The sequence below is a fragment of the Georgenia sp. Z1491 genome (assembly GCF_057652395.1).
The window spans coordinates 2,736,781-2,761,391 of the sequence record NZ_CM172729.1 but is presented as its reverse complement, the minus strand read 5'-3'; the positions used below and the strand labels follow the sequence as shown (position 1 = coordinate 2,761,391).

The 24,611-nt window shown below is 74.5% G+C and carries 20 protein-coding genes; 12 read left to right on the top strand and 8 right to left on the bottom strand.

All coding sequences use genetic code 11. The features are described from left to right. Window positions 1–3 precede the first annotated feature (3 nt). Window positions 4–2,883: a DNA translocase FtsK gene (locus AC24HA_RS12720; RefSeq protein ID WP_487563515.1), complete on the top strand. Its 2,880-nt coding sequence runs from the start codon at window positions 4–6 to the stop codon at window positions 2,881–2,883. Window positions 2,884–2,895: 12 nt separating this feature from the next. On the opposite strand, the gene AC24HA_RS12715 is transcribed toward AC24HA_RS12720, so the two are convergent. Continuing rightward, window positions 2,896–3,405 carry a metallophosphoesterase family protein gene (locus AC24HA_RS12715; RefSeq protein ID WP_487563637.1) on the bottom strand — a complete coding sequence of 170 codons (510 nt, stop codon included), beginning with the start codon at window positions 3,403–3,405 and terminating at the stop codon, window positions 2,896–2,898. 172 nt (window positions 3,406–3,577) lie between these two features. Here AC24HA_RS12715 and AC24HA_RS12710 point away from each other — a divergent pair, with 172 nt between their 5' ends. After that, window positions 3,578–5,206, top strand: a complete 1,629-nt coding sequence (locus AC24HA_RS12710; protein ID WP_425708738.1) for a nucleotide disphospho-sugar-binding domain-containing protein — start codon at window positions 3,578–3,580, stop codon at window positions 5,204–5,206. Window positions 5,207–5,241: 35 nt separating this feature from the next. Here the strand turns inward: AC24HA_RS12710 and AC24HA_RS12705 are convergent, their stop codons facing one another. Next, a complete protein-coding gene (locus AC24HA_RS12705) occupies window positions 5,242–6,552 on the bottom strand; it encodes a CapA family protein (protein ID WP_425708737.1) in 1,311 nt (436 codons plus the stop codon). 67 nt (window positions 6,553–6,619) lie between these two features. Between AC24HA_RS12705 and pgsA the strand changes: the two genes are divergently transcribed. The 3 genes from pgsA (at window position 6,620) to AC24HA_RS12690 (ending at window position 8,345) form a co-directional block, all read left to right on the top strand. Further along, window positions 6,620–7,291 carry a CDP-diacylglycerol--glycerol-3-phosphate 3-phosphatidyltransferase gene (gene pgsA / locus AC24HA_RS12700; RefSeq protein WP_425708736.1) on the top strand — a complete coding sequence of 224 codons (672 nt, stop codon included), beginning with the start codon at window positions 6,620–6,622 and terminating at the stop codon, window positions 7,289–7,291. Continuing rightward, a complete protein-coding gene (locus AC24HA_RS12695) occupies window positions 7,275–7,787 on the top strand; it encodes a CinA family protein (RefSeq protein WP_425708735.1) in 513 nt (170 codons plus the stop codon). Before pgsA ends, AC24HA_RS12695 begins: the two co-directional genes overlap by 17 nt. A gap of 207 nt (window positions 7,788–7,994) precedes the next feature. After that, on the top strand, window positions 7,995–8,345 hold the full coding sequence (locus AC24HA_RS12690) for a helix-turn-helix domain-containing protein (protein ID WP_425708734.1): 351 nt from the start codon (window positions 7,995–7,997) through the stop codon (window positions 8,343–8,345). Between the two features lie 187 nt (window positions 8,346–8,532). Here AC24HA_RS12690 and AC24HA_RS12685 read toward each other — a convergent pair whose 3' ends face one another. Beyond that, complete coding sequence (locus AC24HA_RS12685; RefSeq protein ID WP_425708733.1) at window positions 8,533–13,431, bottom strand: DEAD/DEAH box helicase; 4,899 nt, start codon at window positions 13,429–13,431, stop codon at window positions 8,533–8,535. Between the two features lie 202 nt (window positions 13,432–13,633). Here AC24HA_RS12685 and AC24HA_RS12680 point away from each other — a divergent pair, with 202 nt between their 5' ends. The 5 genes from AC24HA_RS12680 to AC24HA_RS12660 all read left to right on the top strand — a co-directional run bounded on the left by AC24HA_RS12680 (window position 13,634) and on the right by AC24HA_RS12660 (window position 17,219). Continuing rightward, a complete protein-coding gene (locus AC24HA_RS12680) occupies window positions 13,634–13,855 on the top strand; it encodes a DUF3046 domain-containing protein (protein ID WP_425708732.1) in 222 nt (73 codons plus the stop codon). A 249-nt stretch (window positions 13,856–14,104) separates the two neighbouring features. Continuing rightward, window positions 14,105–15,226, top strand: a complete 1,122-nt coding sequence (recA, locus tag AC24HA_RS12675) for a recombinase RecA (protein ID WP_425708731.1) — start codon at window positions 14,105–14,107, stop codon at window positions 15,224–15,226. A 17-nt stretch (window positions 15,227–15,243) separates the two neighbouring features. Continuing rightward, window positions 15,244–15,897 carry a regulatory protein RecX gene (locus AC24HA_RS12670; RefSeq protein ID WP_425708730.1) on the top strand — a complete coding sequence of 218 codons (654 nt, stop codon included), beginning with the start codon at window positions 15,244–15,246 and terminating at the stop codon, window positions 15,895–15,897. A gap of 125 nt (window positions 15,898–16,022) precedes the next feature. Then, complete coding sequence (locus AC24HA_RS12665; RefSeq protein WP_425708729.1) at window positions 16,023–16,313, top strand: hypothetical protein; 291 nt, start codon at window positions 16,023–16,025, stop codon at window positions 16,311–16,313. Between the two features lie 42 nt (window positions 16,314–16,355). After that, window positions 16,356–17,219 (top strand): hypothetical protein, encoded by an 864-nt coding sequence (locus AC24HA_RS12660; RefSeq protein WP_425708728.1) that lies wholly within the window; start codon window positions 16,356–16,358, stop codon window positions 17,217–17,219. Between the two features lie 91 nt (window positions 17,220–17,310). Here the strand turns inward: AC24HA_RS12660 and AC24HA_RS12655 are convergent, their stop codons facing one another. The 5 genes from AC24HA_RS12655 to AC24HA_RS12635 form a co-directional block, all read right to left on the bottom strand. After that, window positions 17,311–18,240, bottom strand: coding sequence for an amino acid ABC transporter permease (locus AC24HA_RS12655; protein ID WP_425708727.1), 930 nt, complete (start codon window positions 18,238–18,240; stop codon window positions 17,311–17,313). Then, window positions 18,237–18,911 carry an amino acid ABC transporter permease gene (locus AC24HA_RS12650; protein WP_425708726.1) on the bottom strand — a complete coding sequence of 225 codons (675 nt, stop codon included), beginning with the start codon at window positions 18,909–18,911 and terminating at the stop codon, window positions 18,237–18,239. The genes AC24HA_RS12655 and AC24HA_RS12650 overlap by 4 nt, the downstream gene beginning before the upstream one ends. An 87-nt stretch (window positions 18,912–18,998) precedes the next feature. Beyond that, window positions 18,999–19,937: a glutamate ABC transporter substrate-binding protein gene (locus tag AC24HA_RS12645; RefSeq protein ID WP_425708725.1), complete on the bottom strand. Its 939-nt coding sequence runs from the start codon at window positions 19,935–19,937 to the stop codon at window positions 18,999–19,001. Between the two features lie 94 nt (window positions 19,938–20,031). Next, a complete protein-coding gene (locus tag AC24HA_RS12640) occupies window positions 20,032–20,817 on the bottom strand; it encodes an amino acid ABC transporter ATP-binding protein (protein WP_425708724.1) in 786 nt (261 codons plus the stop codon). Window positions 20,818–21,019: 202 nt separating this feature from the next. Beyond that, complete coding sequence (locus tag AC24HA_RS12635; protein ID WP_425708723.1) at window positions 21,020–21,946, bottom strand: aminoglycoside phosphotransferase family protein; 927 nt, start codon at window positions 21,944–21,946, stop codon at window positions 21,020–21,022. A 62-nt stretch (window positions 21,947–22,008) separates the two neighbouring features. Between AC24HA_RS12635 and miaB the strand changes: the two genes are divergently transcribed. Further along, complete coding sequence (gene miaB, locus AC24HA_RS12630) at window positions 22,009–23,550, top strand: tRNA (N6-isopentenyl adenosine(37)-C2)-methylthiotransferase MiaB (RefSeq protein WP_425708722.1); 1,542 nt, start codon at window positions 22,009–22,011, stop codon at window positions 23,548–23,550. Continuing rightward, entirely contained in the window at window positions 23,547–24,608 is a 1,062-nt protein-coding gene (miaA, locus tag AC24HA_RS12625; RefSeq protein WP_487563636.1) for a tRNA (adenosine(37)-N6)-dimethylallyltransferase MiaA, read from the top strand. Before miaB ends, miaA begins: the two co-directional genes overlap by 4 nt. The last annotated feature ends 3 nt before the right edge of the window (window positions 24,609–24,611 follow it).

Genomic DNA, 24,611 nt, shown 5'->3' with positions numbered 1-24,611 from the left:
CCGATGGCTACCCGTGCGTCTTCCCCCTCACGGCCGGCCCCGGCGGCACGCGGTGCGTCCTCCTCGCCGGCGCGTCCCACGCGCCCGCGCGGCGGCGGATCCGGCGGCAAGGGCACGGCAGGTCCGTCGCGCAGCGGCGGGACCGACCGACGATCGACCGGCAAGGAGGGCGGCTCAGTGCGACGCACCGGACCGGGCGACGGCTCGTCCGGCCCGAAGAGGCCCAGGTCCGGGATCCCCTCGGGCTTCCGCAACGACGCCATCGCGCTCGGCCTGCTCGCGCTCGCGATCGTCGTCGCCCTGCGCGAGTGGTTCGGCCTCTCGGGCCTCGCGGGCGTGCTCATCCACCACGCCGTCGCGGGCCTGGTCGGCGTGCTCGGCCTGCTCGTCCCCGTCGTCCTCGTCGTGCTCGCGGTCCAGCTGTGGCGCGAGGACCCCGAGGACCCCGACGACGACCTGCGCCCGCACGTCGTGATCGGCGTCGCGATCCTCGGCCTCGCCGTGGCCGCCGTCATCCACATCTTCGCCGGCTCGCCGTCCCCGATGGACTCGTTCACCGGCGTCGAGGACGCGGGCGGCCTGGTCGGCTGGGTGCTCGGCACGCCGCTCAACGCCCTGCTCTCGCCCTGGGGGGCCGTCCCGGTCCTCGTCCTGTTCGGCCTGTTCGGCGCCCTCGTGCTCACGGGCACGCCGATCCGTGCGCTGCCGGAGCGGACCCGCCGGGCCGCGGCCTGGATCTCCGGCCACGCCCCCGCCGGCCGCCACGGCGAGGACGACGCCGACGACCCCGCCGACGACGACGCGCCCCGGCGCGGACGACACCGCGGCGGACGCGGCCGCGACGGCGAGCGCACCGAGATGCTCGACCGGTACGCCGGCGACGAGGCGTTTGACCAGGCCGCCGAGGTCGGGCCCGGCCCCGCGCTCGAGGACGGGACGTCCGACGACGGCGCGCCCCGGCGCGCGAACGCCCGCCGCGTGCGCAGGCCCGGTCCGCACGACGTGGCCGTGTCCGCCACCGGGCCCTCCGGCTCCGCCGACCCCGCGGCAGGCTCCGACGCCGTGCTCACCGCCGCGGGCCTGGCGGCGGGCGGCGCCGCGGGCGGCGGTGGCGGCTCCTCCGCGGCGGAGCAGGGGGTGGGCCCCGAGGCTCCGCCGACCCGCACCCTCCCGGCGGCCGGCGAGCAGCTCACCCTGCCCGACGGCGACTACGATCTCCCGGCCGAGGCGCTCCTCGAGCAGGGTCCGCCCCACAAGGTGCGCTCCGCCGCGAACGACCGCGTCGTCGACTCGCTCACCCAGGTGCTCGAGGAGTTCGGCGTCGACGCCTCCGTCACCGGCTTCTCGAGGGGCCCGACGGTCACCCGGTACGAGCTCGAGCTCGGCCCAGGCGTCAAGGTCGAGCGCATCACCGCGCTGTCGCGCAACATCGCCTACGCCGTGGCCAGCGCCGACGTGCGCATCCTCTCGCCGATCCCCGGCAAGTCCGCGATCGGCGTCGAGATCCCCAACACCGACCGCGAGTCCGTCGCCCTCGGCGACGTCCTGCGCTCGGCCGTCGCGCGGGCGTCCGACCACCCGCTCGTCGTGGGTGTCGGCAAGGACGTCGAGGGCGGCTACGTCGTCGCGAACCTGTCGAAGATGCCGCACATGCTCGTGGCCGGCGCCACCGGCTCCGGAAAGTCGAGCTTCATCAACTCGATGATCACCTCGGTGATGATGCGGGCGACCCCCGAGCAGGTACGCATGGTCCTCGTCGACCCCAAGCGGGTCGAGCTCACCATCTACGAAGGCATCCCGCACCTGGTCACGCCGATCATCACCAACCCGAAGAAGGCCGCCGAGGCCCTGGAGTGGGTCGTGCGCGAGATGGACATGCGCTACGACGACCTGTCCACCTACGGCTACAAGCACATCGACGACTTCAACGTCGCGGTCCGCGCCGGGAAGGTCACGCCGCCCCCCGGGAGCGAGCGCGTCCTCGCGCCGTACCCGTACCTGCTGGTCGTCGTCGACGAGCTCGCCGACCTCATGATGGTGGCCCCGCGCGACGTCGAGGCCTCGATCCAGCGCATCACGCAGCTCGCCCGCGCCGCCGGCATCCACCTCGTGCTCGCCACGCAGCGGCCGAGCGTCGACGTCGTCACCGGCCTCATCAAGGCCAACGTCCCGAGCCGGCTCGCCTTCGCCACGTCCTCGCTCGCCGACTCCCGCGTGGTCCTCGACCAGCCGGGCGCCGAGAAGCTCATCGGGCAGGGCGACGCGCTGTTCCTCCCGATGGGGGCGAGCAAGACGATGCGCGTGCAGGGCGCCTGGGTCGGCGAGAGCGAGATCCACGGCGTCGTCGAGCACGTGAAGAGCCAGGCCGACCCCGTGTTCCGCGAGGACGTCACCGCGCCGGCCGGGGCCAAGAAGCAGGTCGACGAGGACATCGGCGACGACCTCGACGTGCTGCTCCAGGCCGCCGAGCTCGTCGTCACCAGCCAGTTCGGCTCGACCTCGATGCTCCAGCGCAAGCTGCGCGTCGGCTTCGCCAAGGCCGGCCGCCTCATGGACCTGCTCGAGTCGCGCGAGATCGTCGGCCCCTCGGAGGGCTCGAAGGCCCGCGACGTGCTCGTCCAGCCCGACGACCTGCCCGGCACCCTGGCGATGCTCCGCGGGGAGGACGCGCCGCAGCCCGCCGCCGACGGCGGGGGGCAGGCCGGGTACGCAGCGGCGCCGGCCGCCCCGGCCGGGTCCGCGGACGTCCCGTTCGACGCGGCCGCCGCGTCGGGGGAGGGGCAGACCGAGGTCGTGGCGCCGCCGCAGTGGGACGACGACGGGTACGACGGCTACGACGAGGGGTCCGGCGAGGACGCCTGGGAGCTCACCGACCGCCGCTGACACCGGCGGGGGTCAGGACTCCCGGTCGACGGCGGCGAGCCGCACGTCGCGCAGCTCGCCGCCGTCCACGACGGCCGTCATCAGCGTGCACTCCGGCTGCCGGCGGCGGTCGGTCGGCGAGCCGGGGTTGAGCAGGCGGATGCCGCCCGGCGTCACGCTGTCCCACGGGATGTGGCTGTGGCCGAACACCAGCACGTCCGGCGGACCGTCCGCGAACGTCGCGTCGATGCGCCGCTCACGCCCCTGTGCCGCGCCGGTCTCGTGGATCACGGCGAGCCGCACGCCCTCGATGTCGGCCCGCGCCACCTCGGGCAGGCGGGCGCGCAGGTCCGCGCCGTCGTTGTTGCCGTGCACGCCGACGAGCCGGGCCGACCGGTCCTGCAGCGCGTCGAGGGTGGCGGTGTCGACCCAGTCGCCCGCGTGGACCACGACGTCGGCCCCGTCGACGGCGCGCCAGACGTCGCCGGGGATGCGGCGCGACCGCGCGGGCACGTGTGTGTCGGAGATGAGCAGCAGACGGATCGCCATACGGACATGGTGCCGGGCCGCCACGAGCGATGCGGACACTCACTGGTCCGCGCAGCCCGGCACGGGCGGGGTCGCGGACGACCACCGTGGCGCAGCATCCGCGCACGTCGTTAATCGCGTGCCACCGGGTGTCGCCGGGTGGATGCTTGCCCCGTGCCGGCACGACGTGCCCGTCGACCCGCGAAGGACAGACAGGGCCGACTACCTCTTCGCCACCTGGGACGGTGGCGGCAACCAGGTGCCCGCGACCGCGATCGCGCACGAGCTGCGCGCCCGTGGCCATCGGGTACGGTTCCTCGGCCTGGCCACCCAGGCCGACGCCTTCCACGCGAAGGACCTGGAGTTCTCGCCCTACCCGACGGCGGGTGGGTTCACCGTGGGCGCGTCCCCGGCGGCCCTGCTGCGGCTCATCGCGAACCGGGCGATGGGGCGCGACGTGGTGGCCGACCTGAGGAGCCGGCCTGCCGACGTCGTCGTGGTCGACGCCGTGCTCTTCGGCGTGATGGACGAGCTGCGCAGGGCGGGGCGGGGGTACGCCGTGCTCGGCCACACGTTCGACGGCTTCCTGCGCAGATCTCTGCGCACGGGTGGGCCCCTGCTGCGGCTGCAGGGCCTGCGGCCGCTGGACCTCCTCGACTCGTCGCTGACGACCATGGTCGCCTCGGTCCCCGAGCTCGACGCCGGGCACGGCGACGTCGTGCACATCGGCCCTGTGGTGCGGGGCGAGCCCGCACGACCGCCGGAGCCGCTCGTCCTGGTCAGCCTCAGCACGTTCGGCTTCCGCGGCCTGGTGCCGACGTGGCAGCGGGTGCTCGACGCCGTCGACGGCCTGGACGTCCGGGTCGTGGCCACCACCGGACCGGCACTCGACCCCTCGGCGCTGCGCGTGCCCGGCAACGTCGAGGTGCACCGCTGGTTGCCGCACGCCGACATCCTGCCGCGGGCCTCGGTCGTCATCGGTCACGGCGGCCACGGGACGACCATGGCCGCGCTCGCCCACGGCGTGCCGCTGCTGGTCCTCCCGCTCGACCCGATGTCGGACCAGCCCGTCGTCGGCCACGCGATCGCGCGCGCCGGTGTAGGCGCGACGCTTCCCCGGACGACGTCTCCGGAGGACATCCGGGCCGCCGTGTCGCGGCTGCTCGCAGCCGGACCGCACCGCGCGGCTGCCGCCGACCTGGGGGAGCGGGTGCGACGACTGGACGGTCGGACCGGCGGGGCGGACCTGCTGGAGTCGATCGCCGGCCGGCCTCCGGTGGCCGGAGCCGCCCGCTCACGGGCCGGGCGCCCACGGGGCGGGCGCGACCTGCCGAGGGTGACCGCCGCCGTCGGGGTCGACCAGGTGCCGACCTCCACGATGTCCCGCACCGGCATCGACGCCCCCGACTACGCGGACGAGTTCACCCTCGACATGCCGGGCGCGGACACCGCGACGGCCGAGACCTGGGCGCGGGCGATGCTCGGCGACGTCCCGAGCCTCGCGGAGCGGTTCATCTTCCAGGTCCTCCTGCGCCTCCGGCTGGCCCGGACCGCCACCGACGAGACCGTCGCCGGGTTCGCGATCGCCGAGCGGACGGGCGAGCGCGTCCTGCTCGAGGCCGACTCGCCGCTCCTGCGCTGCCGTCTCCTGGTCCAGGTCCGCGAGCACAGCGTCAGCCTCACCACCGTCATGGGCTACCACCGGCGCCGGGGCCGGATCACGTGGACTCTGGTCTCCGCCGTCCACCGGCGTCTGGGCCCCGGACTCCTGCGCGAGGCGGCGGCGAAGGTCGGGCTCCCGGCACCGAAGGGCTGACCAGGAGGATCCGTCACCTCCGCGAACGTCTCTCCCTAGCTGCGGGGCTCGACCCGCGGCGGTTCCCCGGTGGGCTCCAGCGGCGTGTCGAACGAGGGCGGGTCATCACCCATGACCGAGTCGAGCCACGAGCTGTACGACTCGATCTGGGCGGGGTCCCACGCGGTGGTCGACGGGTCCGCCAGCGCCTCGTGCAGCGGCACGAGCCCGTAGTCCCCGTAGGAGTCCATCACGGTGCCCATCCACTCCACCGAGTCCACGCGGGCCGGGCCGTCGGCGGGCACCGTGATCGTCGCCTGCGTCATGAGCCCGACGGCGGTCTCCATGATCGTCGAGCTGCCCGGCTGCTGGCTGGCCAGGGAGTTGCCCATCGACCATACCACCCACATGCCCTGGCCGTCGACGCCACCCTCGAGCTGCTCGATCGGCTGCGGCGTGTGCGGGTGCGAGCCGAGCACCAGGTCGATCTCGCCGGAGTCCGCGAGGAGCTGCGCGGCGTCCTGCTGGTAGGCATTGGGCTCGAACGTGTACTCGTCGCCCCAGTGCATCGAGGCGACGACGACGTCGGCGCCCGCCTCGCGCGCGGCCACAGCCTGGTCCACGAGCGGCTCGTCGTCGATCATGTCGACCAGGTGCGGCTCGGCGACGGGTATGCCGTTCGTCGAGTACGTCGCCGCGACGTGGGCGACCGTGATGTCGCGTCCGCCCCGCTCGAGGACGTACATCTGCGGGACCGCCTGCTCCTCGGGCGTTCGGGCCGTGCCCGCATAGCCCAGGCCGGCCTCCTCCATCACCTCGATGGTGCGGATGACGCCTTCGGTCTGCTGGTCCACGGAGTGGTTGGTCGCCGTCGAGCACCCGTCGTAGCCGGCCTCGGCGAGCAGCGGGACGATGTCCGGCGGTGCCGCGAAGACGGGGTACCCCACCGGCTCCGCGCCCTCCTGCGTGATCGGGACCTCGAGGTTGCACAGCGCGAGGTCGGCGCCGGCGATGTAGGGGGCGACCGGCTCGATCATCGGCCAGTAGTCGTAGGAACCGTCCGGCTGGACGGCCTCGGCGTTCATCAGCGGGTAGGTGATGACGTCGCCGGCCGCGGCGAGGGTGAACGTGACGTCGTCGCCGGCCGCGGCGTCGTCGGAGGGGGTCTCCGCGCCATCCGAGCCGGACTCGCCACCGGCGTCCTCGCCGTCCCCGGCAGGGGCCCCGGGCGCGTCGTCGCCGGTGCCGGGTTCCTCGGGCTCGGAGCCGGACGCGAGGCGCATCGCGAGGACGAGAAGCCCCACGGCGAGCGCGACGACGAGCACGACGACGATCAGCAGCTCGGTGGTCCGCGACAGACGTGGCATGACCGAAGGGTGCCACGCCGAGCCGCCCGGGCGTGGGAGTCGGTCCGCGTGGTCCTACCCTTGGCGCATGACGTCGTCCGTCCCCGGTGCCGCGCAGGCGCCCCTGTGGAACATCGCGAACATCCTCACGATGCTCCGGATCGTGCTCGTGCCGGTGTTCGTCGTGCTCTTCCTGCTGGACGGCGACGCCATGCGGTGGGCCGCCGCCGCGGTGTTCGTCGTCGCCGCGATCACGGACAAGCTCGACGGTTACCTCGCGCGGTCCCGCAACCTCGTCACCGACTTCGGGAAGCTCGCCGACCCGATCGCCGACAAGACGCTCGTCGGGGCGGCGCTCGTTCTCCTGTCCTGGGCGGGCGAGCTGCCGTGGGTCATCACGATCGTCATCCTCGTGCGTGAGCTCGCGGTCACCGTGCTGCGGGACGTCATGCGGCGCCGCGAGGTCGTGATGCCGGCCTCGCAGGGCGGCAAGCTGAAGACCGTCCTCCAGCTCGTCTTCATCTCGGTGATGCTCGTGCCGTGGGCGACGTTCCTGTCGGAGCGGGTCTCCGACGTGCTCCTCTGGATCGCCCTGGTGATCGCGTGGGCAGCCATGACTGTCGCGCTCCTGTCGGGCATCCAGTACTTCGTGGCCGCCGCTCGGGCGATCCGCGAGGCGCGCGGCTCCGGGGCGGGCCCGGGCACGAGCGAGGTGGGACCGGGTGCGACCGGGGCAGGACCGGGTGCGACCGGCGCGTGACCCGCTGGCGCCGATCGTCACGGCCCTCGCGCGTGCCGGGCTCTCGCTGGCGGTCGCCGAGTCGCTGACCGCCGGGGCGCTCGCCGCCAGGCTCGCGGCCGTCCCGGGCGTCTCGGCGGTCCTCCGCGGCGGCGTGGTCGCCTATGCGAGCGACGTCAAGACCTCCGTCCTCGACGTCGACGCCGGTCTCCTCGACCACGGCGGACCGGTCCAGGCCGAGGTCGCGGTGCAGATGGCACGCGGCGCGGGTCTGCTCCTCGGGGCGGACGTGGCGCTCGCGACGACGGGCGTGGCCGGCCCCGGACCCGCCGACGGCCACGCGGCCGGCACCTTCCACGTCGCGTGCGCGCGGCCGGGCGGCGTGCGGACGCGGACGTGGCTGGCGGCGGGGACCCGGGCCGTGGTGCGGGAGGCGGCGGTCGGCGCGGCACTCGGGCTGCTGGTCGACGTCGTCGGGGACGTCGGTGCCGACCACTCGACCGGAGCAGCCGGGTAGACGGTGGACCCGGGCCGGGCCGGGACGTGCCGGTCCCGCGGCAGGACGAGCCCGGCCCCGACCACGGGAACAAGATAGGCGACGACCGTGTTGTGCCCGGTGATGATGCCCTCGACGAACCTCACCCGACCAGTCGGTCGTCCCGACCGGCACGATGTCACACGCCCCGGATCCCCTGCGCACGCCCGGGCCAGGTACCGTATCTCCATGCCCGCGGCCCCGACGGCCGACGAGCCCGAGCCCGACGAGAGGGGGACCCCCGTGCTGCTGCGCAACGTGATCGGCGACGTGCTCCGCGAGGTCCGTCAGCGCCAGGGCCGCACCCTGCGCGAGGTGTCCTCGGACGCGAAGGTCTCGCTCGGCTACCTCTCCGAGGTGGAGCGCGGCCAGAAGGAGGCCTCCTCCGAGCTGCTCGCCTCGATCTCCGAGGCACTGAACACCCCGCTGAGCCACCTCATGCGCGTGGTCTCCGGCCGGCTCGCGGCCCACGAGCCCGTGCGCGTGCCGGACACTGTGCCGGACGAGTTCCTCGACGAGCTGGCGCCCGCCGCGCCGTGAGTCGCTGAGCCGGACTCCCTGGGCCGCAGAGCCGAGGGGAGGCGCCCCGGCTCCACACGTACGACGCCGATGCCCCCGCCCGACCGGGCGGGGGCATCGGCGTGTCTGGAGGGCGTACCGGGGGACGTCCCGCGGTCGCGCCCGCCCCTCGCGACGGTGGGTGGAGGCCTCCGGGTCCGCGCACCGCTCACGACGGCGGGTGGAGGCCTCCGGGGCCCCGCACCCAGCCGGCCGCGACCAGCGCGCGCTCGGCCGGACCGGCCCCGTGCGTCCCGGCGGGCGGCGCGCCGTCGACCTGCCGGAGCGTGGCACGGGGCAGCCGACCGTCGCGCGCCTGGGCCGCGAGCGCCGTCGCCGCGGCCGGGAGTGCACCCGGATCAGTCGTGAGCGTGAGGAGCGACCGACCGCCGCGCTCGACGAACAGCGCCGGCACGGCGTCGACGAGCACGACGAACGCCCCCGGGCGCCGGGAGGGACGCAGCCCCTCGGTGGTCGGCCACGGCAGCGCGGCGCCGTACGGGTTCGCCGGGTCGGAGGCGGCGAGGACGTGAAGGACGGGCGCGTCGGTCGTGGCGCCCGGTCCCGACCCGTCCCGGCCCACCTCGCGGAGCGTGGCGAGCATCGCCTCGAGCGCGAACTGGGCGCCGCCGAGCCCGTCGACCACGTACCCGCGCCGCACCTGCCCGGCGTCCTCGAGCCGTCGCAGCACCTCGTAGGTGGCCGAGAACCCTCCCGGCAGCTCATCGACCCCCGACGAGTCGCGCGTGAGCACGCCGTGCGTCTCCACCAGCTGCGCCACCCGCGCGGCGAGGGCGACCGTCGGGTCCGGCTCGACGACCGAGCGGCGCACGAGCGACCACCTGCCGGCGAGGTCGCTCGGAGCGGCGGCGAGCGTGGAGCGTGGCCGGACGGCGGCGGTCGCGCGTCGCCGGAGCCCCCCGCGCATCGGCCGCGGCGGACGGGACGCGGTCCGGGCGCGGAGGGGCCCGCCCACCTGGGCGGCCCGGCTCCGGACGGCGGCGAACGTGTCCGACGTGACGATCCCCGAGGTCGCGAGCCACCACAGCGCCTCGCCGACCACGGCGGCGTCCGGCGGAGGGGCGTCCGGCGGAGCGGTCTCCGGAGCGACGGCGCCGGGAGGAGCGGTGCCCGCAGACGTGTCCGGGGGGACGATCTCCCGCGCGGGCTCGCCGAGGTCCCAGGGGTCGCCGGCGTCCGGCGCCGCCACCGCCGCGACCAGGTCGGACAGCGTGCGGGAGCCGCCGTCGGACAGCGCCCGCACCACCGACCGCAGCAGCCGCTCCGTCGGGAGGTGCTGACCGGGGCCCGGCTCGCCGGTCGGCGCCGACCAGGAGTCGCCGGCCGGTGCGAGGTCCGCGACGGCGTCGGCGGGCAGCAGCACCACCTGGTCCGGCGTCGCGGGGTGCGTGTGGGGCCCCCGGGCGACCCAGACGACCTCCCCGCCCGCGACCAGCTCGTCGAGCGTGCCGGGCCGATAGCCCGGCACGCGGCGGGGCAGCACGTGCGTCTCGAGCCCGACGAGCGGGAGCGGCCGGCCCGCGAGCCGGTCGATCGTGTCCAGGAGCGCGGCCTCGACCTCGGCACCGTTCGCGTCCCGTGGATTCGGCCCGGCACCCTCCGCCGCCACCCCGTGCCAGCGCAGCGTCGCGCGGGCGAGCACCGTCGGGTCGACGGCGTCGACCTCGCCGCGCAGCAGAGCCAGCGAGCGGCGCCTGATCCGCCGAAGCACGTCGGCGTCGACGAGCTCGAGCATCTCCGCGTGCCCGGTCACGCGACCGGTGACGAGCACCTCCTCGGCCACGAGCCGGTCCAGCGGCGCCCGCAGCGTCCCGACCGGCAGCCCGTACCGGGCCGCGACGTCGGCGGGGGTGAACGGACCGTGCGTGCGGGCGTAGCGGCGCAGCAGGTCGCCGAGCGGGTCCGCTACGTCGGCGAGGAGCTCGTCCGGGACGCCGTCGGGCAGGTCGACGCCCAGTGCGCCGCGCATGCGGCCCGCGTCCTCGGCCACCACCAGGTGCGGCTCGCCGCCGACCGCCACCTCGAGCACGCGCTCGGCCCCCACGAGCGCCTCCGCGACCGCCTCGACGTCGGCGGGCTCCTCGAGCCTCTCCGCCAGCTCGCTGCGCGGCAGCGGGCCCAGGCGGCGGACCAGGTCGACCGCCCCCTCGGCGTCGCGGGCCCGGGCCGCCTCCGTCAGCAGGCCGACCTCCGCGGCGACCTCCGCGACGGCGCGGGGGTCGAGGACGTCGACGAGATCTGCGGTGTCGCCCCCGAGGAGCTCGGCGAGCAGCGAGGTGTCGAGCGCGAGGGCCGCCGCGCGGCGCTCCCCGGGCGGCACGTCCTCGCCGTAGAGGAACCGCGCCGTGTAGCCCATGAGCAGCGAGCGCGCCCAGGGCGACGGGCGCGGGGTCGTCACCTCGACGACCCGCACGCGGCGCGCGGCGATCGCGGCCATGAGCTCGGTCAGCGCGGGGACGTCGTAGTCGTCCTGGAGCGCCTCGCGCACCGCCTCGAGCGTCATGGGGAACTCGGGGTACCGCGACGCGACCGTGAACAGGGCCGCGGCCCGGTGCCGCTGCTGCCACAGGGGCTGCCGCCTGCCCGGGAAACGGCGGGGCAGCAGGAGCGCGCGGGACGCCGCCTCGCGGAAGCGGGCGGCGAGCAGCGGCGAACCGGTGAGTGCGTCGACGACCCGGGACCGGACGTCGCCGGGATCCACGAGGAGGTCGCCCGGTCCGAGCTCCTCGGTAGCGCCGGGCGGGAGCCGCAGCACGATGCCGTCGTCGGCCGCCTGCGCCTGGGCGTCCGCACCCGTGCGCTCGCGGAGCGCGGCGGCGATCAGCAGCGCCCACGGCGCGTTGACCCGGCGGCCGGCGAGGCAGTGGACGACGATCCGCCAGTCGCCGAGCTCGTCGCGGAAGCGCTCGACGACGATCGTCTCGTCGTCGGGCACGGCGCTGGTGGCCTCGCGCTGGTCGGCGATCCAGGCGCCGATGCCGGCCGCCGTCTCCGGTGCCAGGGTGAGGCCCTCGGCGTCGGCGGTGCTCGTCGCCGGCCCCGGCCGGTCGGCGCCGGACGTGCCCGCGTTCCCCGTCCCGTCGGCCGGTGCCGGCCACTCGCGCACTGTCCTGCCGATCTCGGCACCGAACGTGGCGGGGCGGCCGAGGGTGTCGCCGAGCCAGAACGGCAGGCGGCCCGGCCGGCCCGGGGCGGGGGTGACGAGGACGCGGTCGGCGGTGATCGTCTCGATCCGCCAGGTGGAGTTGCCCAGGGTGAACGTGTCCCCGACCCGGGACTCGAAGACCATCTCCTCGTCGAGCTCGCCGACCCGCCGCGCGCCGGTCCCCTCGCCGCCCGAGAGGTAGACGCCGAACAGGCCGCGGTCGGGGATCGTGCCGCCGGAGGTGACGGCGAGCCGGGCCGCCCCGGGCCGCGCGCGCAGGAGGCCGGCCGCGCGGTCGTGCACGAGCCGGGGTCGCAGCTCCGCGAACTCCTCGGCCGGGTAGCGCCCCGACAGCATGTCGACCACTGCGTCGAAGGTGGCCTCGCCGAGGTCGGCGTAGCTGGCCGCCCGACGTACCCGCGTCAGCGCCTCGGCGGGGGAGAGGTCCTCGACGGCGACCATCGCCAGGAGCTGCTGGGCGAGGACGTCGAGCGGTGTGCGCGGGAGGGACGTCTGCTCCACCTCGCCCGCGAGCGCGCTGCGCGCCGCGACGAGGGTCGGCAGCAGCTCCGCGCGGTGGACCGGCAGGAGCACGCCGCGGGAGGTGCCGCCGACCTGGTGTCCCGCGCGGCCGACCCGCTGGACGGTGGACGCCACCGTCGGTGGGGCGCCGATCTGCACGACGAGGTCGACCTCGCCCATGTCGATGCCGAGCTCGAGGGTCGAGGTGGCGACGACGCACCTCAGCTCCCCGGACTTGAGGGCCTCCTCGGCGATCCGGCGCTCGGACGGACTCATCGACCCGTGGTGGGCGCGGGCCAGGACCGGCGTCAGGCCCAGCGAGGTGCCGGACTGGCCGGGCACCGTCGCGGGCCACACCTCGCCCTCGCCCTCGACGCCCGCACCGCCCCGTCGGCGGTCGTGCTCCTCGTTGACCTGCGCCGCCAGCCGCTCGGCGAGCCGCCTGGAGCCGACGAACACGATGGTCGATCGGTGCGACTCGACGAGGTCGACGACGCGCGCCGCCACGTGCGGCCAGATCGACGGCGGCTCGGGGCGACGCCCGGGACCTGCGGCGTCGTCGGGTGCCGCGGTGTCGTCGGGTGCCGCGGCATCCTCGGGCGCCGTGGCGTCCGGGGCGCTCCCGGGCGGCGGTCCCGGCGCCGCGAGGTCGGGCACCGGGAGCTGCACGTCGAGCTCGAGCCGCCGCGGCGAGGGCGGGGCCACCACGCGGACCGGCCGTCCGCCGTCGTCGAGGGAGCGCTCGCCCGCCAGCGCGCGGGCCACCTCCTCGGCGGGGCGCACCGTGGCCGAGAGGCCGACGCGCTGGACCGGGACCGGCGTGAGCGCGTCGAGCCGCTCGAGGCTGAGGAACAGGTGCGCGCCGCGCTTGGTGCCCGCGATCGCGTGGACCTCGTCGACGACGACGGTCCGCACGTGCGTGAGCGCCTCTCGCGCCGCCGAGGTGAGCATGAGGAACAGCGACTCGGGCGTGGTGATGAGGATGTCCGGCGGGCGCGTGACGAGGCGACGGCGCTCGGCCGGCGGGGTGTCCCCGGTGCGCACGCCCACGCGCAGGTCGGGCAGCTCGGCGCCGGTGCGGGCGGCCTCCGCGCGGATGCCGGCCAGCGGCCGGGAGAGGTTCCGCTCGACGTCGAACGCCAGCGCCTTGAGCGGGGAGACGTAGAGGATGCGGGTGCGCTGCGCCGTGTCCGGGACCGGCTCGGCGAGCATCTCGTCGATCGCCCACAGGAACGCCGCCAGGGTCTTGCCCGACCCGGTGGGCGCGACCACCAGCGCGTGCTCGCCGGAGGCGATCGCGTCCCACGCGCCCGACTGCGCGGGGGTCGGGGCCGCGAAGGCGCGCTCGAACCACGCGGTGGTCGCCGGTCCGAACGTCACCGGGACATCGTGGCAGGCAGGTCCGACGACGAGGTGCCGGGGCGCCGCTGCCGGGGCGCCGCTGCCGGGGCGACGCCGGAGCCGGGGCCGCTCCCGGGTCCGCGGTCGGCCCTTCGTCGTGCGGGCCGGCCCCGCGTGCGTCGTCGGTCTCACCGGCGCGTCCGCCGCTGCCGGGCCGGGGCCGCGGTGACACCCTGGTGCGGTGAAACGATCCGAGTTCGCGGCCGTCGCGCGCGAGGTCCTGGGGGAGGCGACGGCGTCGTCCTACCTCGCGGACCTCACGCTGGCCGGCGTCGGCTACCGGACGGCCGAGGAGGCCCTCGAGCAGGGTTACCGGCCGCGGGACGTGTGGGACGCGGTCGTCGACGAGCTCGGCCTGGACGCCTCGACGCGCTGGCACCACCGCCGCGAGCTCGACGAGTAGCCGCTCGCAGACCCGTGGCGACGCGCACGGCGTGTCGGAGGCGCTCGAACATCTGTTCGTCGTAGTGTGCTCCACAGGTGACGACGACTCCCGCTCGTCCACAGGCCAGTGGTGGGCGGGAACGGATGTCGGTGGTCGGACATAGCGTCATCCCAGGCAGCGGCCCGGAGAGGGACCCGCCCTGACAAGGCCAGCCCGTGACCGTCCAGACGGGGCGCCCAGCGTCCCCCAGCCAAGAGGTGAGAGTTCATGCCCGCTCCCGCAGCAGACCGCAGCAAGGCACTCGAGGCCGCGCTCAGCCAGATCGACCGCCAGTTCGGCAAGGGGTCCGTCATGCGCCTCGGCGACGAGACGCGACCCAAGGTCCAGACCATCCCCACCGGCTCCGTCGCGCTGGACGTCGCGCTCGGCATCGGCGGCCTCCCGCGCGGCCGGATCGTCGAGGTCTACGGCCCGGAGTCCTCGGGCAAGACGACCGTCGCCCTGCACGCCGTGGCCAACGCCCAGCGCGCCGGCGGCATCGCGGGGTTCATCGACGCGGAGCACGCGCTCGACCCCGAGTACGCGAAGAAGCTCGGCGTCGACACCGACGCCCTGCTCGTGTCGCAGCCGGACACCGGTGAGCAGGCGCTCGAGATCACCGACATGCTCATCCGCTCCGGCGCGCTCGACATCGTCGTGGTGGACTCGGTCGCCGCGCTCGTGCCCAAGGCCGAGATCGAGGGCGAGATGGGCGACAGCCACGTCGGCCTGCAGGCCCGCCTCATGTCGCAGGCGCTGCGCAAGATCACCGGTGCGCTGTCCGCGTCGGGCACCACGGCGATCTTCATCAACCAGCTCCGCGAGAAGATCGGCGTGTTCTTCGGCTCGCCCGAGACCACCACGGGCGGCAAGGCGCTGAAGTTCTACTCCTCGGTGCGGCTCGACGTCCGCCGGATCGAGACCCTCAAGGACGGCACCGATGCGGTCGGCAACCGGACCCGGGTCAAGGTCGTCAAGAACAAGATGGCGCCGCCGTTCAAGCAGGCCGAGTTCGACATCCTCTACGGCCAGGGCATCTCCCGCGAGGGCGGGCTCATCGACCTCGGCGTGGAGCAGGGAATCGTGCGCAAGTCCGGCTCCTGGTTCACCTACGAGGGCGACCAGCTGGGCCAGGGCAAGGAGAACTCCCGGCAGTTCCTCAAGGACAACCCGGAGCTCGCCGAGGAGATCGAGAAGAAGATCCTCGTCAAGCTCGGCATCGGCGAGGCGGCGCCGGAGCCCGAGGTCGCCGAGCCGATCGGGACCGACGAGCCGATGGCACCAGTCAAGGCCCCCGCCGCTCGGAAGGGTGCGGCCGCCGACCGGGCCGAGGTCCCGGTCTCGTTCTGAGCCGGGGACGACGGTCCGTGAGCCGTTCGCGGCGCGACCCGGCCCCCGAGCCGCACGGTTCGGGGGCCGGGTCGTCGGCGGCTGAGCCGGTCGGCGCCGGGGCGTCGGCGGCCGAGCCGTCCGCGGAGGACCCGCTCGAGGCCGCGCGGGCCATCGCGCTGCGATCACTGGCCGGGGCGCCGCGCACGCGGGCGCAGCTCGCCGAGAAGCTCGCGGCCAAGGGCGTCGAGGTCGGCGTCGCCGAGACACTCCTCGACCGACTCTGCGCCGTCGGGCTCGTCGATGACGCCGACCTGGCCGACCGCCTCGTGCGCACGCGTCACTCCGAGCGTCACCAGGGACGCCGGGCGATCGCCGCCGAGCTGCGCCGCAAGGGCATCGACGAGTCCGTGGCCGCTCGTGCCCTGGACCAGCTGGACGAGGAGGACGAGGTGGCCGCCGCCACCGCCGTCGCCCGGGCCCGCCTGCGCGCCACCCGCGGCCTGGCCGCCGAGGTTCGCCACCGCCGCACGATCGCCGCGCTCGGACGCAAGGGCTTCTCCGGCGACGTCGCGCGACGCGCCATGCGCAGCGCGCTCGCGGAGGAGGATCCTGCCCAGGACGACCTCGGCGAGGACGACCTCGGCGAGGACGACCTCGGCGGGCCGGACGGGGACGTCGAGGTCCACTGACAGAGATGTCGATCCTCTCCGACGGGCGGTGCGCGGCGGCGAAATTGTCCCGCCGGGGTCCGATTGGGTACGGTCTGGCGCCGACGGCCTCCGTCCCCTGCCCGCACCCCCAGCGAAAGGCCCCCATGCGCGGCCGCGCCCGCCTGCTCCCGACGACGACGGGCGCCGTGGTCCTCGCCATGGCCCTCTCCGCCTGCGGGGGAGGGGACGACGATCCGACCGGTGCTGCACCACCGCCGCCGGCACCCCCGGCGGCACCCGAGGGGCGGTCGGAGCCTGCCTCCGAGCGCGACGCCGCGACGACCACCGCGCCCGGCCCGGGCGACAGCGATGCCGGCGCGACCGCCCGGATGCCGTCGGGTGTGACCGCGGTGCTCGTGCAGACGCCCGACCTCGGCCTCACCGGGATCGAGTAGGACGCGGGCACCGTCGTCACCGCGTTCGACCAGGAGGTCTCCGTGCCGCGGACCGCGACGGTCGACACCCTTCCGGTGGACGTCGCCGAGGAGGTGCTCGCCGAGAACCCCGGCAGCGAGACGGAGCTCGGCGACGTCGACGAGGTCCTGGCCGCCGACGGCGAGACCTTCGCCGTCGCGGTCGTCCGCGTCGACGACCCGCGCTGGGAACCGGTCGACGACGAGCTCGAGTCGTACGAGGTCACGGAGAACGTCGTCCGGGTCGAGGGGAGCGAGGTCGACCTCGACCTCGAGCTCACGCCCGGGGACCAGATCACCCTCGTGGCGTCGGTGCCTGTGGGCGCGGCGCCCGAGGACGTCGTGCTCGAGAGTCTCGCCGACGGCGTGCGCCAGGAGCTCAGCTTGATCGACGGGACGCGGACCGCGTCCGTCGTCGAGGACATCTACGCGCGGCCGACCGAGGTGGAGGTCGGCGACGGTGCCTCCTGGAGCCACGACTACGACACCCGGTACGGCGCGATGACCCAGACGGGCCAGCTGACGGGCGGCGTGCTCACCCCGTTCGTCCCCGAGGTCGGCTGGGCGAACCCGGGCCACGTCTACCTCGGCGTCGACGTGACGACCCAGGAGCCCCCCTCCCCGCACTACGACGAGTCGACGATCCGACTCCGGCTCGCGGATGGCTCGACGGTCGAGCCCGAGACGAACACCGGCGGATCCGACGGCCCGTTCACGCGGCGGGTCTGGTTCCAGCTCCCGGTCGACGCGACGGAGGCCGTCGTCGAGGTCAGCATCGTCATCGGGCTCGGCGGCGACATGTACGACGTCGCCGTCTCCGAGGTCCCGCTGACGCTGGCGGGCTCGGTGGCGGGCGAGGAAGAGTCGGGCGGCGGGTCCGCGAGCTAGTCGGCGTCGATCGTCAGCGCCGGTTCGTGCCGTTTGGCCTGCGCGACGGTGCGCGGGTCGAGGAACGTCGCCAGCCGGCCGGTGACGGCCGTCAGGGCGTCTGTCGCGGCCGGTCGGGGATGTCCGGGTTCGGCTCGAGGGTCACGCGTGCGACGGCGGCCTCGACGGCGGCATCCGGCTGACCCGGGGGTGCACCTCGGCCGGAGGTGAGGGAACCCACCCGGCGGGCCGCCAGCTCGGCGATCTTCGTGAGGATGAAGTTGATGATGATGAACAGCACCGCCGCCACGAACAGGGACTGGAGGATCGGGAACGGGCTGCCCGAGCCGAGCAGCCGGGAGTTCCGCAGCAGCTCGCTGTAGGTGATGATCGAGCCGAGCGCCGAGTCCTTGAGGATGACGACGAACTGGCTCACGAGCGCCGGGAGCATGGCGATGAGGGCCTGCGGCAGCTCGATGTGCTGGATCGACTTGCGCCGGGTCATCCCGATGGCCAGGCCGGCCTCGCGCTGGCCGCGGGGCAGACCGTGGACGCCCGAGCGGACGAGCTCGGCGATCACGGCCCCGTTGTAGAGGGTCAGCGCCGCGACGACCGCGACGAGCGGGGCCATCGACGGTGAGACCCAGCCGGTGGAGCCGAGGAGGAACCAGCCGGCGACCATCATGATGAGCACCGGCACGGCGCGGAAGAACTCGACGACCACACCGCAGAACCAGCGCAGGACGGGGTTGGACGCGAGACGGCCGACGCCGAAGAGCGTGCCGAAGATCATCGCCAGCACGACGGAGTAGGCGGCCGCGACCAGGGTGTTCTGCAGGCCCGGGAGGAAGTAGTACTGCCAGGAGCGGGCCTCGACCATCGGGGCCCACAGCTCGGCGCGGAACTGGTCGTTCTCGTACATCGTCCACAGTGCCCAGGCGCCGATGCCGAGCACGACGAGGGTGCCGATGACGTTGCCGACGAGGATGATCCGCCGGCCGCGCGGGCCCGGGGCGTCGAAGAGGACCTGGTGCGAGCTCATCGGGCGACCGCCAGACGCTGGGAGAGGTACGTGGTGAGCAGGCCGATCGGGATGACGATGACGACGAAGCCGATCGCGACCGTGAAGAAGATCGCCAGCACGTAGTTGGCCTGGTTCTCGATCATGGCCCGCATGAGCTGGGAGACCTCGGACACCGACGCCGCCGCGGCGACCGTCGTGTTCTTGATGAGGGCGATGAGCGTGTTGCCGAGCGGCGCGATCGCACCCCGGAACGCCTGCGGGAGGATGACCAGGCGGGCCGCCGGGAGGAACGACAGGCCGATCGCGCGGGCGGCCTCGGCCTGCCCCACCGGCACCGTGTTGACCCCCGAGCGCAACGCCTCGCAGACGAACGACGCGTGGTAGACGCCGAGCGCGACGACGGCCAGCCAGAAGAAGTTGACCTCGAAGGTCCGGGAGAACTCCAGGCCGAGCACCGGCCACAGCACGAGCGCGGCGAAGACGATGATGATCGTCAGCGGTGTGTTGCGGACGAGCGTGACGTAGAGGGACCCGGCCCACCGCATCGTGGGGACGGGTGAGATCCGCATGAGCACGAGGATCACGCCGATGAGCAGGGCGATGAGCGCCGAGAAGAAGGCCAGCCGGAGGTTGACGAGGTACGCGTCGAGCAGGTCGTAGCTCGAGAGGATCTCGAGGTAGTCGCCCACCGGTCACCGCCTTTCGGTCGTGGGGAAGGGGGAGCGGGTGGGGGCGCCGGGGGCGCCCCCACCCGTCGTTCGTGCCGGGAGACCGGCTCAGCTGCAGGAGTCCAGCTCCGGGGGGTTGAGCGACTCGTCCGGCGTGAAGCCGGTGCCCTCCGTGTTGGCGGTGACGGCCTCCTCCCAGGCGCCGTCGTCGATCATCGCCTGGATCGCCTCGTTGATCTGCTCGCACGTCTCGGTGTCCCCGTCCGGGATGCCGACGCCGTAGCGCTCCTCGGAGAAGGGGCTCCCGGCCACGGCGAGCGCGCCGCTGCCCTCGTCGGCGGCGAGGCCGGCGAGGATGATGTCGTCCGTGGTCACCGCGTCGACCTGACCGCCGATGAGGTACTGGATGCACTCGGAGTAGCCCGGCTGCTCGATGAGCTGGACGCCCTCCGAGTACTCGTCCTGCACGCGCTGGGCCGAGGTCGAGCCGGAGACCGAGCAGAGGTTGAGTCCGTCGAGGGACTCCGGGCCGGTGATCGTCCCCTCGTCGTCGGAGCGGATGAGGAGGTCCTGCCCGGCCACGAAGTACGGGCCGGCGAAGTCCACGACCTCGTCGCGCTCGTCGGTGATCGAGTAGGTCGCGAAGATCATGTCGACCTGACCGTTCTGCAGCATGGTCTCCCGGTTGGCCGAGATCGCCTCGACGAAGGTGATCTGGTCCGGCGAGTACCCCATGTGCTCGGCCACGTAGTGCGCGACGTCGACGTCGAACCCGGTGAACTCGCTGCCGTCCTGGTACCCGAGGCCGGGCTGGTCGAACTTGATGCCGATGGTCAGGCCCTCGCCGTCGGCGGCTCCGGCACCACCGTCCGTCGAGGTCTCGCCGCCGCCGTCCTCGCCGGTGTCTCCACCGGTGTCGTCGCCGGTGTCGGCGCCGTTGTCGCCGCCTGCGTCGCCGCCCTCGTCGGGGGCGTCGGAGGTGCAGGCTGCCAGGAACGTCCCGGCCGCCAGCAGCGCTGCCGCGGTCGCGTATCTGGTGCGTCGCATGGGATCTCCAGGTGTCTCGAGCGTCCGGCCGGCCGGGCGGCCGGCCGGTGGGGTGGTCGGTGGGGTGGTCGGTGGGTGAGAACTCGGTGGGTGACTAGTCGGTGATGAGCTTGGAGAGGAAGTCCTTCGCCCGGTCCGAGCGCGGGTTGGAGAAGAACTCGGTGGGCGTGGCCTCCTCCACGATGAGACCGTCGTCCATGAAGACGACCCGGTCCGCGGCCTTCCGGGCGAAGCCCATCTCGTGGGTGACGACGATCATCGTCATGCCGGACCTGGCGAGCCCGGTCATGACGTCGAGGACCTCGTTGATCATCTCGGGGTCGAGGGCGGACGTCGGCTCGTCGAAGAGCATGACCTTGGGGTCCATCGCGAGTGCCCGCGCGATGGCCACCCGCTGCTGCTGCCCGCCCGAGAGCTGGGCTGGTCGCTTGTGGGCCTGGTTGGCCACGCCCACGCGCTCGAGGAGCTCCATCGCCCGTTTCTTCGCGTCCGCGGTGCGGATCCCCTTGACCTTGGTCGGCCCGAGCGTGACGTTGTCGAGGATCGACCGGTGGGCGAAGAGGTTGAACGACTGGAACACCATGCCCACCTCGGCGCGGTGCTTCGCGAGCGCCTTGCCCTCCTCCGGCAGCTCGTTGCCGTCGACGAGGATGCGGCCGGAGTTGATCGGCTCGAGCCGGTTGATCGTCCGGCACAGCGTGGACTTGCCGGACCCCGACGGGCCGATGACGACGACCACCTCGCCGCGTGCCACCTCAAGATTGATGTCCTTGAGCACGTGCAGGTCGCCGAAGTACTTGTCGACGCCCCGCATGGACACGAGCGGGACGTCGGACTCCGGGACCGCGTCGGCGCGGTCCCGGTGTGTGGTCTCGGTCATGCGGTGCACCATACGGCCACGGGTGGGTCCGACATGTGACACGAAGGTCACGAGACTGCAACGATGCAGGTGGAGCGTGGTCGCGTGGTCGCGTGGTCGCGGCACGGTGCAGCCGTCGAGAGGTACTCCACGGCCGCTCAGCGGGCGGAGTGCGGTCGCCGGGCCGGGCTCGGTCACCGGCCGGAGCCCGGGGCCTGTGCGGTCAGTCGGCGAACGCCTTGGCGAGGGTGATCATGCGCTCGCGGAAGTCGTCCGACGCCGGGGCGTGCCGCGCGGCCTCGAGCGCGTTGAGCACGAGCCGGACATGGGTCCACGCCCGCACCCGGTCGGGGTCGAGGCCCGCCGCGTCGGCGACGACGTCGGCGCGCAGCCGGACGTGGGTGCGCGGCGACCAGGCGCGCGCCGTCTCCTCGGCACGGTTCCACACGATCGGGGCGACGCCGAACGCCGGCTCGGCGGCGACCGGCTTGGGGTCGATGGCGAGCCAGGCGCCGCGGGCGGCGTCGAGCGGGGCGAGCACGTTCGCGTCGTGCAGGTCCTCGTGGACCATGCGGGGCTCGGGAGCGTCGGCGAGCAGGTCGTCCAGCTCGGCGCGCGCCTGCACCGCGAGCCGGTGGGGGACGAGCGCGGAACCGGCGAGAAGCGTCTCGCGCCAGCGGTCGGCGCGGGCGGCGACCGTGGCCAGCCGGGGGTGTGCGGGCCGGTCCAGGGCGCGCAGCAGCCGGCCGACGACCTCGCAGGCGTCGAGCACCGGCTCGGCCGTGAGCGGCCGGCGGTCGTCGAGCCGTTCGAGGAGCAGGACCTGGGCGGAGGGGTCCGCCGCGAGGAGCCGGACGGCGGCCTGACCGCCCCAGAGCCGGAGCGCGAGGTGCTCGTGCCGGGCCTCCTCGTGCGGCCAGGTCACCTTGAGGACGGCCCTGCCCGACGGCGCCACGACGGGCACCACCAGCGCGTTCTCACCGTGCATCGCGGGGCCGTCCGCGGTGAGGCCCCACCGCGCGCCCGCCCCGGCCACCAGGCGGGGCAGGCCGGCGAGCCACCGGTCGCCGTGGACGCCGTCCGTGCCGAGCGCAGGGTCGGGGGCCCGGCCGGTGACGGTCGCCGTCAGTCCGGGCGGGATGTCGACCACATCGGCACGCTACCCGCGCCGCCCCGGCCCGGCCCGTCGCCGGCGCTCCTAGGATGAACGGGATGAGCACCACCGTCCCGGCCCCGGAGCGCACCTACCACGTGCGCACGCTCGGCTGCCAGATGAACGTCCACGACTCCGAGCGGCTGTCCGGGCTCCTCGACGACGCCGGCTACCGCCCGGTGCTCAGCGTGCCCGAGGCCGCCGCCCGCGCGACCCGTGCGGGTGACGAGGGGGCCGACGTCGTCGTGCTCAACACGTGCTCGGTGCGCGAGAACGCGGCGAACAAGCTCTTCGGCAACCTCGGGCAGCTCGCCGAGGTCAAGCGGACCCGGCCCGGCATGCAGATCGCGGTGGGCGGGTGCCTCGCCCAGCAGATGCGCGAGGAGATCGTCGAGAGGGCCCCGTGGGTCGACGTCGTCCTCGGCACCCACAACCTCGACGTGCTCCCCGCCCTCCTCGAGCGGGCCGCCCACAACGACCGTGCCGCCGTCGAGATCGAGGAGTCCCTCAAGGTCTTCCCCTCCACGTTGCCGACGCGCCGGGAGTCCGCGTACGCCGCCTGGGTGTCGATCTCGGTCGGGTGCAACAACACGTGCACGTTCTGCATCGTGCCCTCGCTGCGCGGCAAGGAGCGCGACCGGCGGCCGGGCGAGATCCTCGCCGAGGTCGAGGCGGTCGTCGCGAGCGGGGCGATCGAGGTCACGCTGCTCGGCCAGAACGTCAACTCCTACGGGGTCTCCTTCGGGGAGCGCGGCGCGTTCGCCGACCTCCTGCGGGCCACCGGGGCGGTCGAGGGGCTCGAGCGGGTGCGGTTCACCTCACCCCACCCGGCCGCGTTCACGGACGACGTCATCGACGCGATGGCGAGCACCCCGGCGGTCATGCCCTCGCTGCACATGCCGCTGCAGTCGGGCTCCGACGCCGTCCTGCGTCGCATGCGCCGCTCCTACCGGTCGGCGAAGTTCCTCGGCATCCTCGACCGCGTGCGTGCAGCGATGCCGGACGCCGCCATCACCACCGACCTCATCGTCGGGTTCCCGGGCGAGACGGAGGAGGACTTCGCCGCCACGCTCGAGGTCGTCGAGGCCTCCCGGTTCTCCTCGGCGTTCACCTTCCAGTACTCGCGCCGCCCGGGCACCCCGGCGGCGGACTACCCCGACCAGGTGCCCGCCGAGGTCGTCACCGAGCGCTACCAGCGCCTCACCGACCTGCAGCGCCGGATCTCGACCGAGCTGGGCCAGGAGCAGGAAGGACGCACCGTCGAGGTCCTCGTCGCCGAGGGCGAGGGCGCCAAGGACGCCGCGACCGGACGCGTCACCGGTCGGGCGGCCGACAACCGTCTCGTCCACGTGGCCCTGCCGGACAACCTCGCCGAGGTCGACCGGCCGCGGCCCGGGGACATGGTCACCGCGAGAGTCACCCACGGCGCGCCCCACCACCTCGTGGCGGACTCGGCGCTGACGGGCGGCACGTTCGCCGTGCGCCGCACGCGGGCCGGGGACGCGTGGGAGGCGCGCGAGAGCGGCGGGCACGATCACGGCGGCGCGACCGCGCTCGGCCAGCCGGTGTCCCTCGGCATGCCGACCCTCAGGCGGGCCTGAGCATGGGCGGGGCCACGACCGACGAGGGGAGCACGGCCCGACCGTCCCGCGACGGGTCGGCGGGGGTCCCCACGGACGGCGGCGCGGAGACGTCCGCCGACCGCCCGGTCGCCGAGGGGTTCGTCGTCGCCGTCGTCGGGCCGACCGCGACCGGCAAGTCCGAGCTCGCCCTCGACCTCGCGGAGCAGTTCGCCGCCGAGCTCGCGCTCGGCGCCCCCGAGCTCTACGAGATCGTCTCCGCCGACGCCGCCCAGCTCTACCGCGGCATGGACATCGGTACCGCGAAGCTGCCCGCCGATCAGCGACGCGGGCTCGTGCACCACCAGATCGACGTGCTCTCACCGTCGGACGTCGCCTCCGTCGCCGCCTACCAGCGCGCCGCGCGGGCCGACATGGACGCGATCATCGCCCGTGGCCGTCGGCCCGTCGTCGTGGGTGGGTCCGGCCTGTACCTGCGGGCGCTGCTCGACGACGTCGAGCTGCCCCCCACCGACCCCGACGTCCGTACCGCGATCGAGGAACGGGCCGAGCGGATCGGCGCGGCCGCCCTGTTCGCCGAGCTCGCCGAGGCCGACCCCGACGCCGCCGCGGACATGGATCCGGCGAACGTGCGCCGCACCGTGCGCGCGCTGGAGGTCATCGAGCTCACCGGGGAGCCGTTCTCCGCCCGCTCCCGCCCCCCGCGCTACCTCCGGCCGACCGTCCAGGTGGCGATCGACGTCCCCCGTGAGCAGCTCGATGCCCGCATCGAGACGCGCGCGAACGCCATGGTCGCGGGCGGGCTCGTCGAGGAGACCCGGGCCCTCGACGCGGCCGGCCTGGGCCGGACCGCCGCGCGCGCCGTCGGCTACGTCGAGGCGCTCGCCCACCTGAGGGGCGAGCTCCCGCTCGCCGACCTGCCGGCCGCGATCGCCCGCTCCACCCGTCGGCTCGCGCGCCGGCAGGAGACCTGGTTCCGCCGCGACACCCGCATCACCTGGGTGCCCGCCGACCCCGAACTGGTCGTGGCCGCCGCCACCGTGGTGGGTCAGGCCTGGCGGGCGCTCGGGCAGCCCTGACGG

Bases quoted from the DNA above. Each gene is read 5' to 3' on its own strand.
- AC24HA_RS12645 (WP_425708725.1), bottom strand. From the start codon at position 19,937: ATGCGACGCACCAGATACGCGACCGCGGCAGCGCTGCTGGCGGCCGGG.
- AC24HA_RS12720 (WP_487563515.1), top strand. From the start codon at position 4: ATGGCTACCCGTGCGTCTTCCCCCTCACGGCCGGCCCCGGCGGCACGC.
- AC24HA_RS12665 (WP_425708729.1), top strand. From the start codon at position 16,023: ATGCGCGGCCGCGCCCGCCTGCTCCCGACGACGACGGGCGCCGTGGTC.
- pgsA (WP_425708736.1), top strand. From the start codon at position 6,620: ATGACGTCGTCCGTCCCCGGTGCCGCGCAGGCGCCCCTGTGGAACATC.
- AC24HA_RS12690 (WP_425708734.1), top strand. From the start codon at position 7,995: ATGCCCGCGGCCCCGACGGCCGACGAGCCCGAGCCCGACGAGAGGGGG.
- AC24HA_RS12640 (WP_425708724.1), bottom strand. From the start codon at position 20,817: ATGACCGAGACCACACACCGGGACCGCGCCGACGCGGTCCCGGAGTCC.
- AC24HA_RS12705 (WP_425708737.1), bottom strand. From the start codon at position 6,552: ATGCCACGTCTGTCGCGGACCACCGAGCTGCTGATCGTCGTCGTGCTC.
- miaB (WP_425708722.1), top strand. From the start codon at position 22,009: ATGAGCACCACCGTCCCGGCCCCGGAGCGCACCTACCACGTGCGCACG.
- recA (WP_425708731.1), top strand. From the start codon at position 14,105: ATGCCCGCTCCCGCAGCAGACCGCAGCAAGGCACTCGAGGCCGCGCTC.
- AC24HA_RS12655 (WP_425708727.1), bottom strand. From the start codon at position 18,240: ATGAGCTCGCACCAGGTCCTCTTCGACGCCCCGGGCCCGCGCGGCCGG.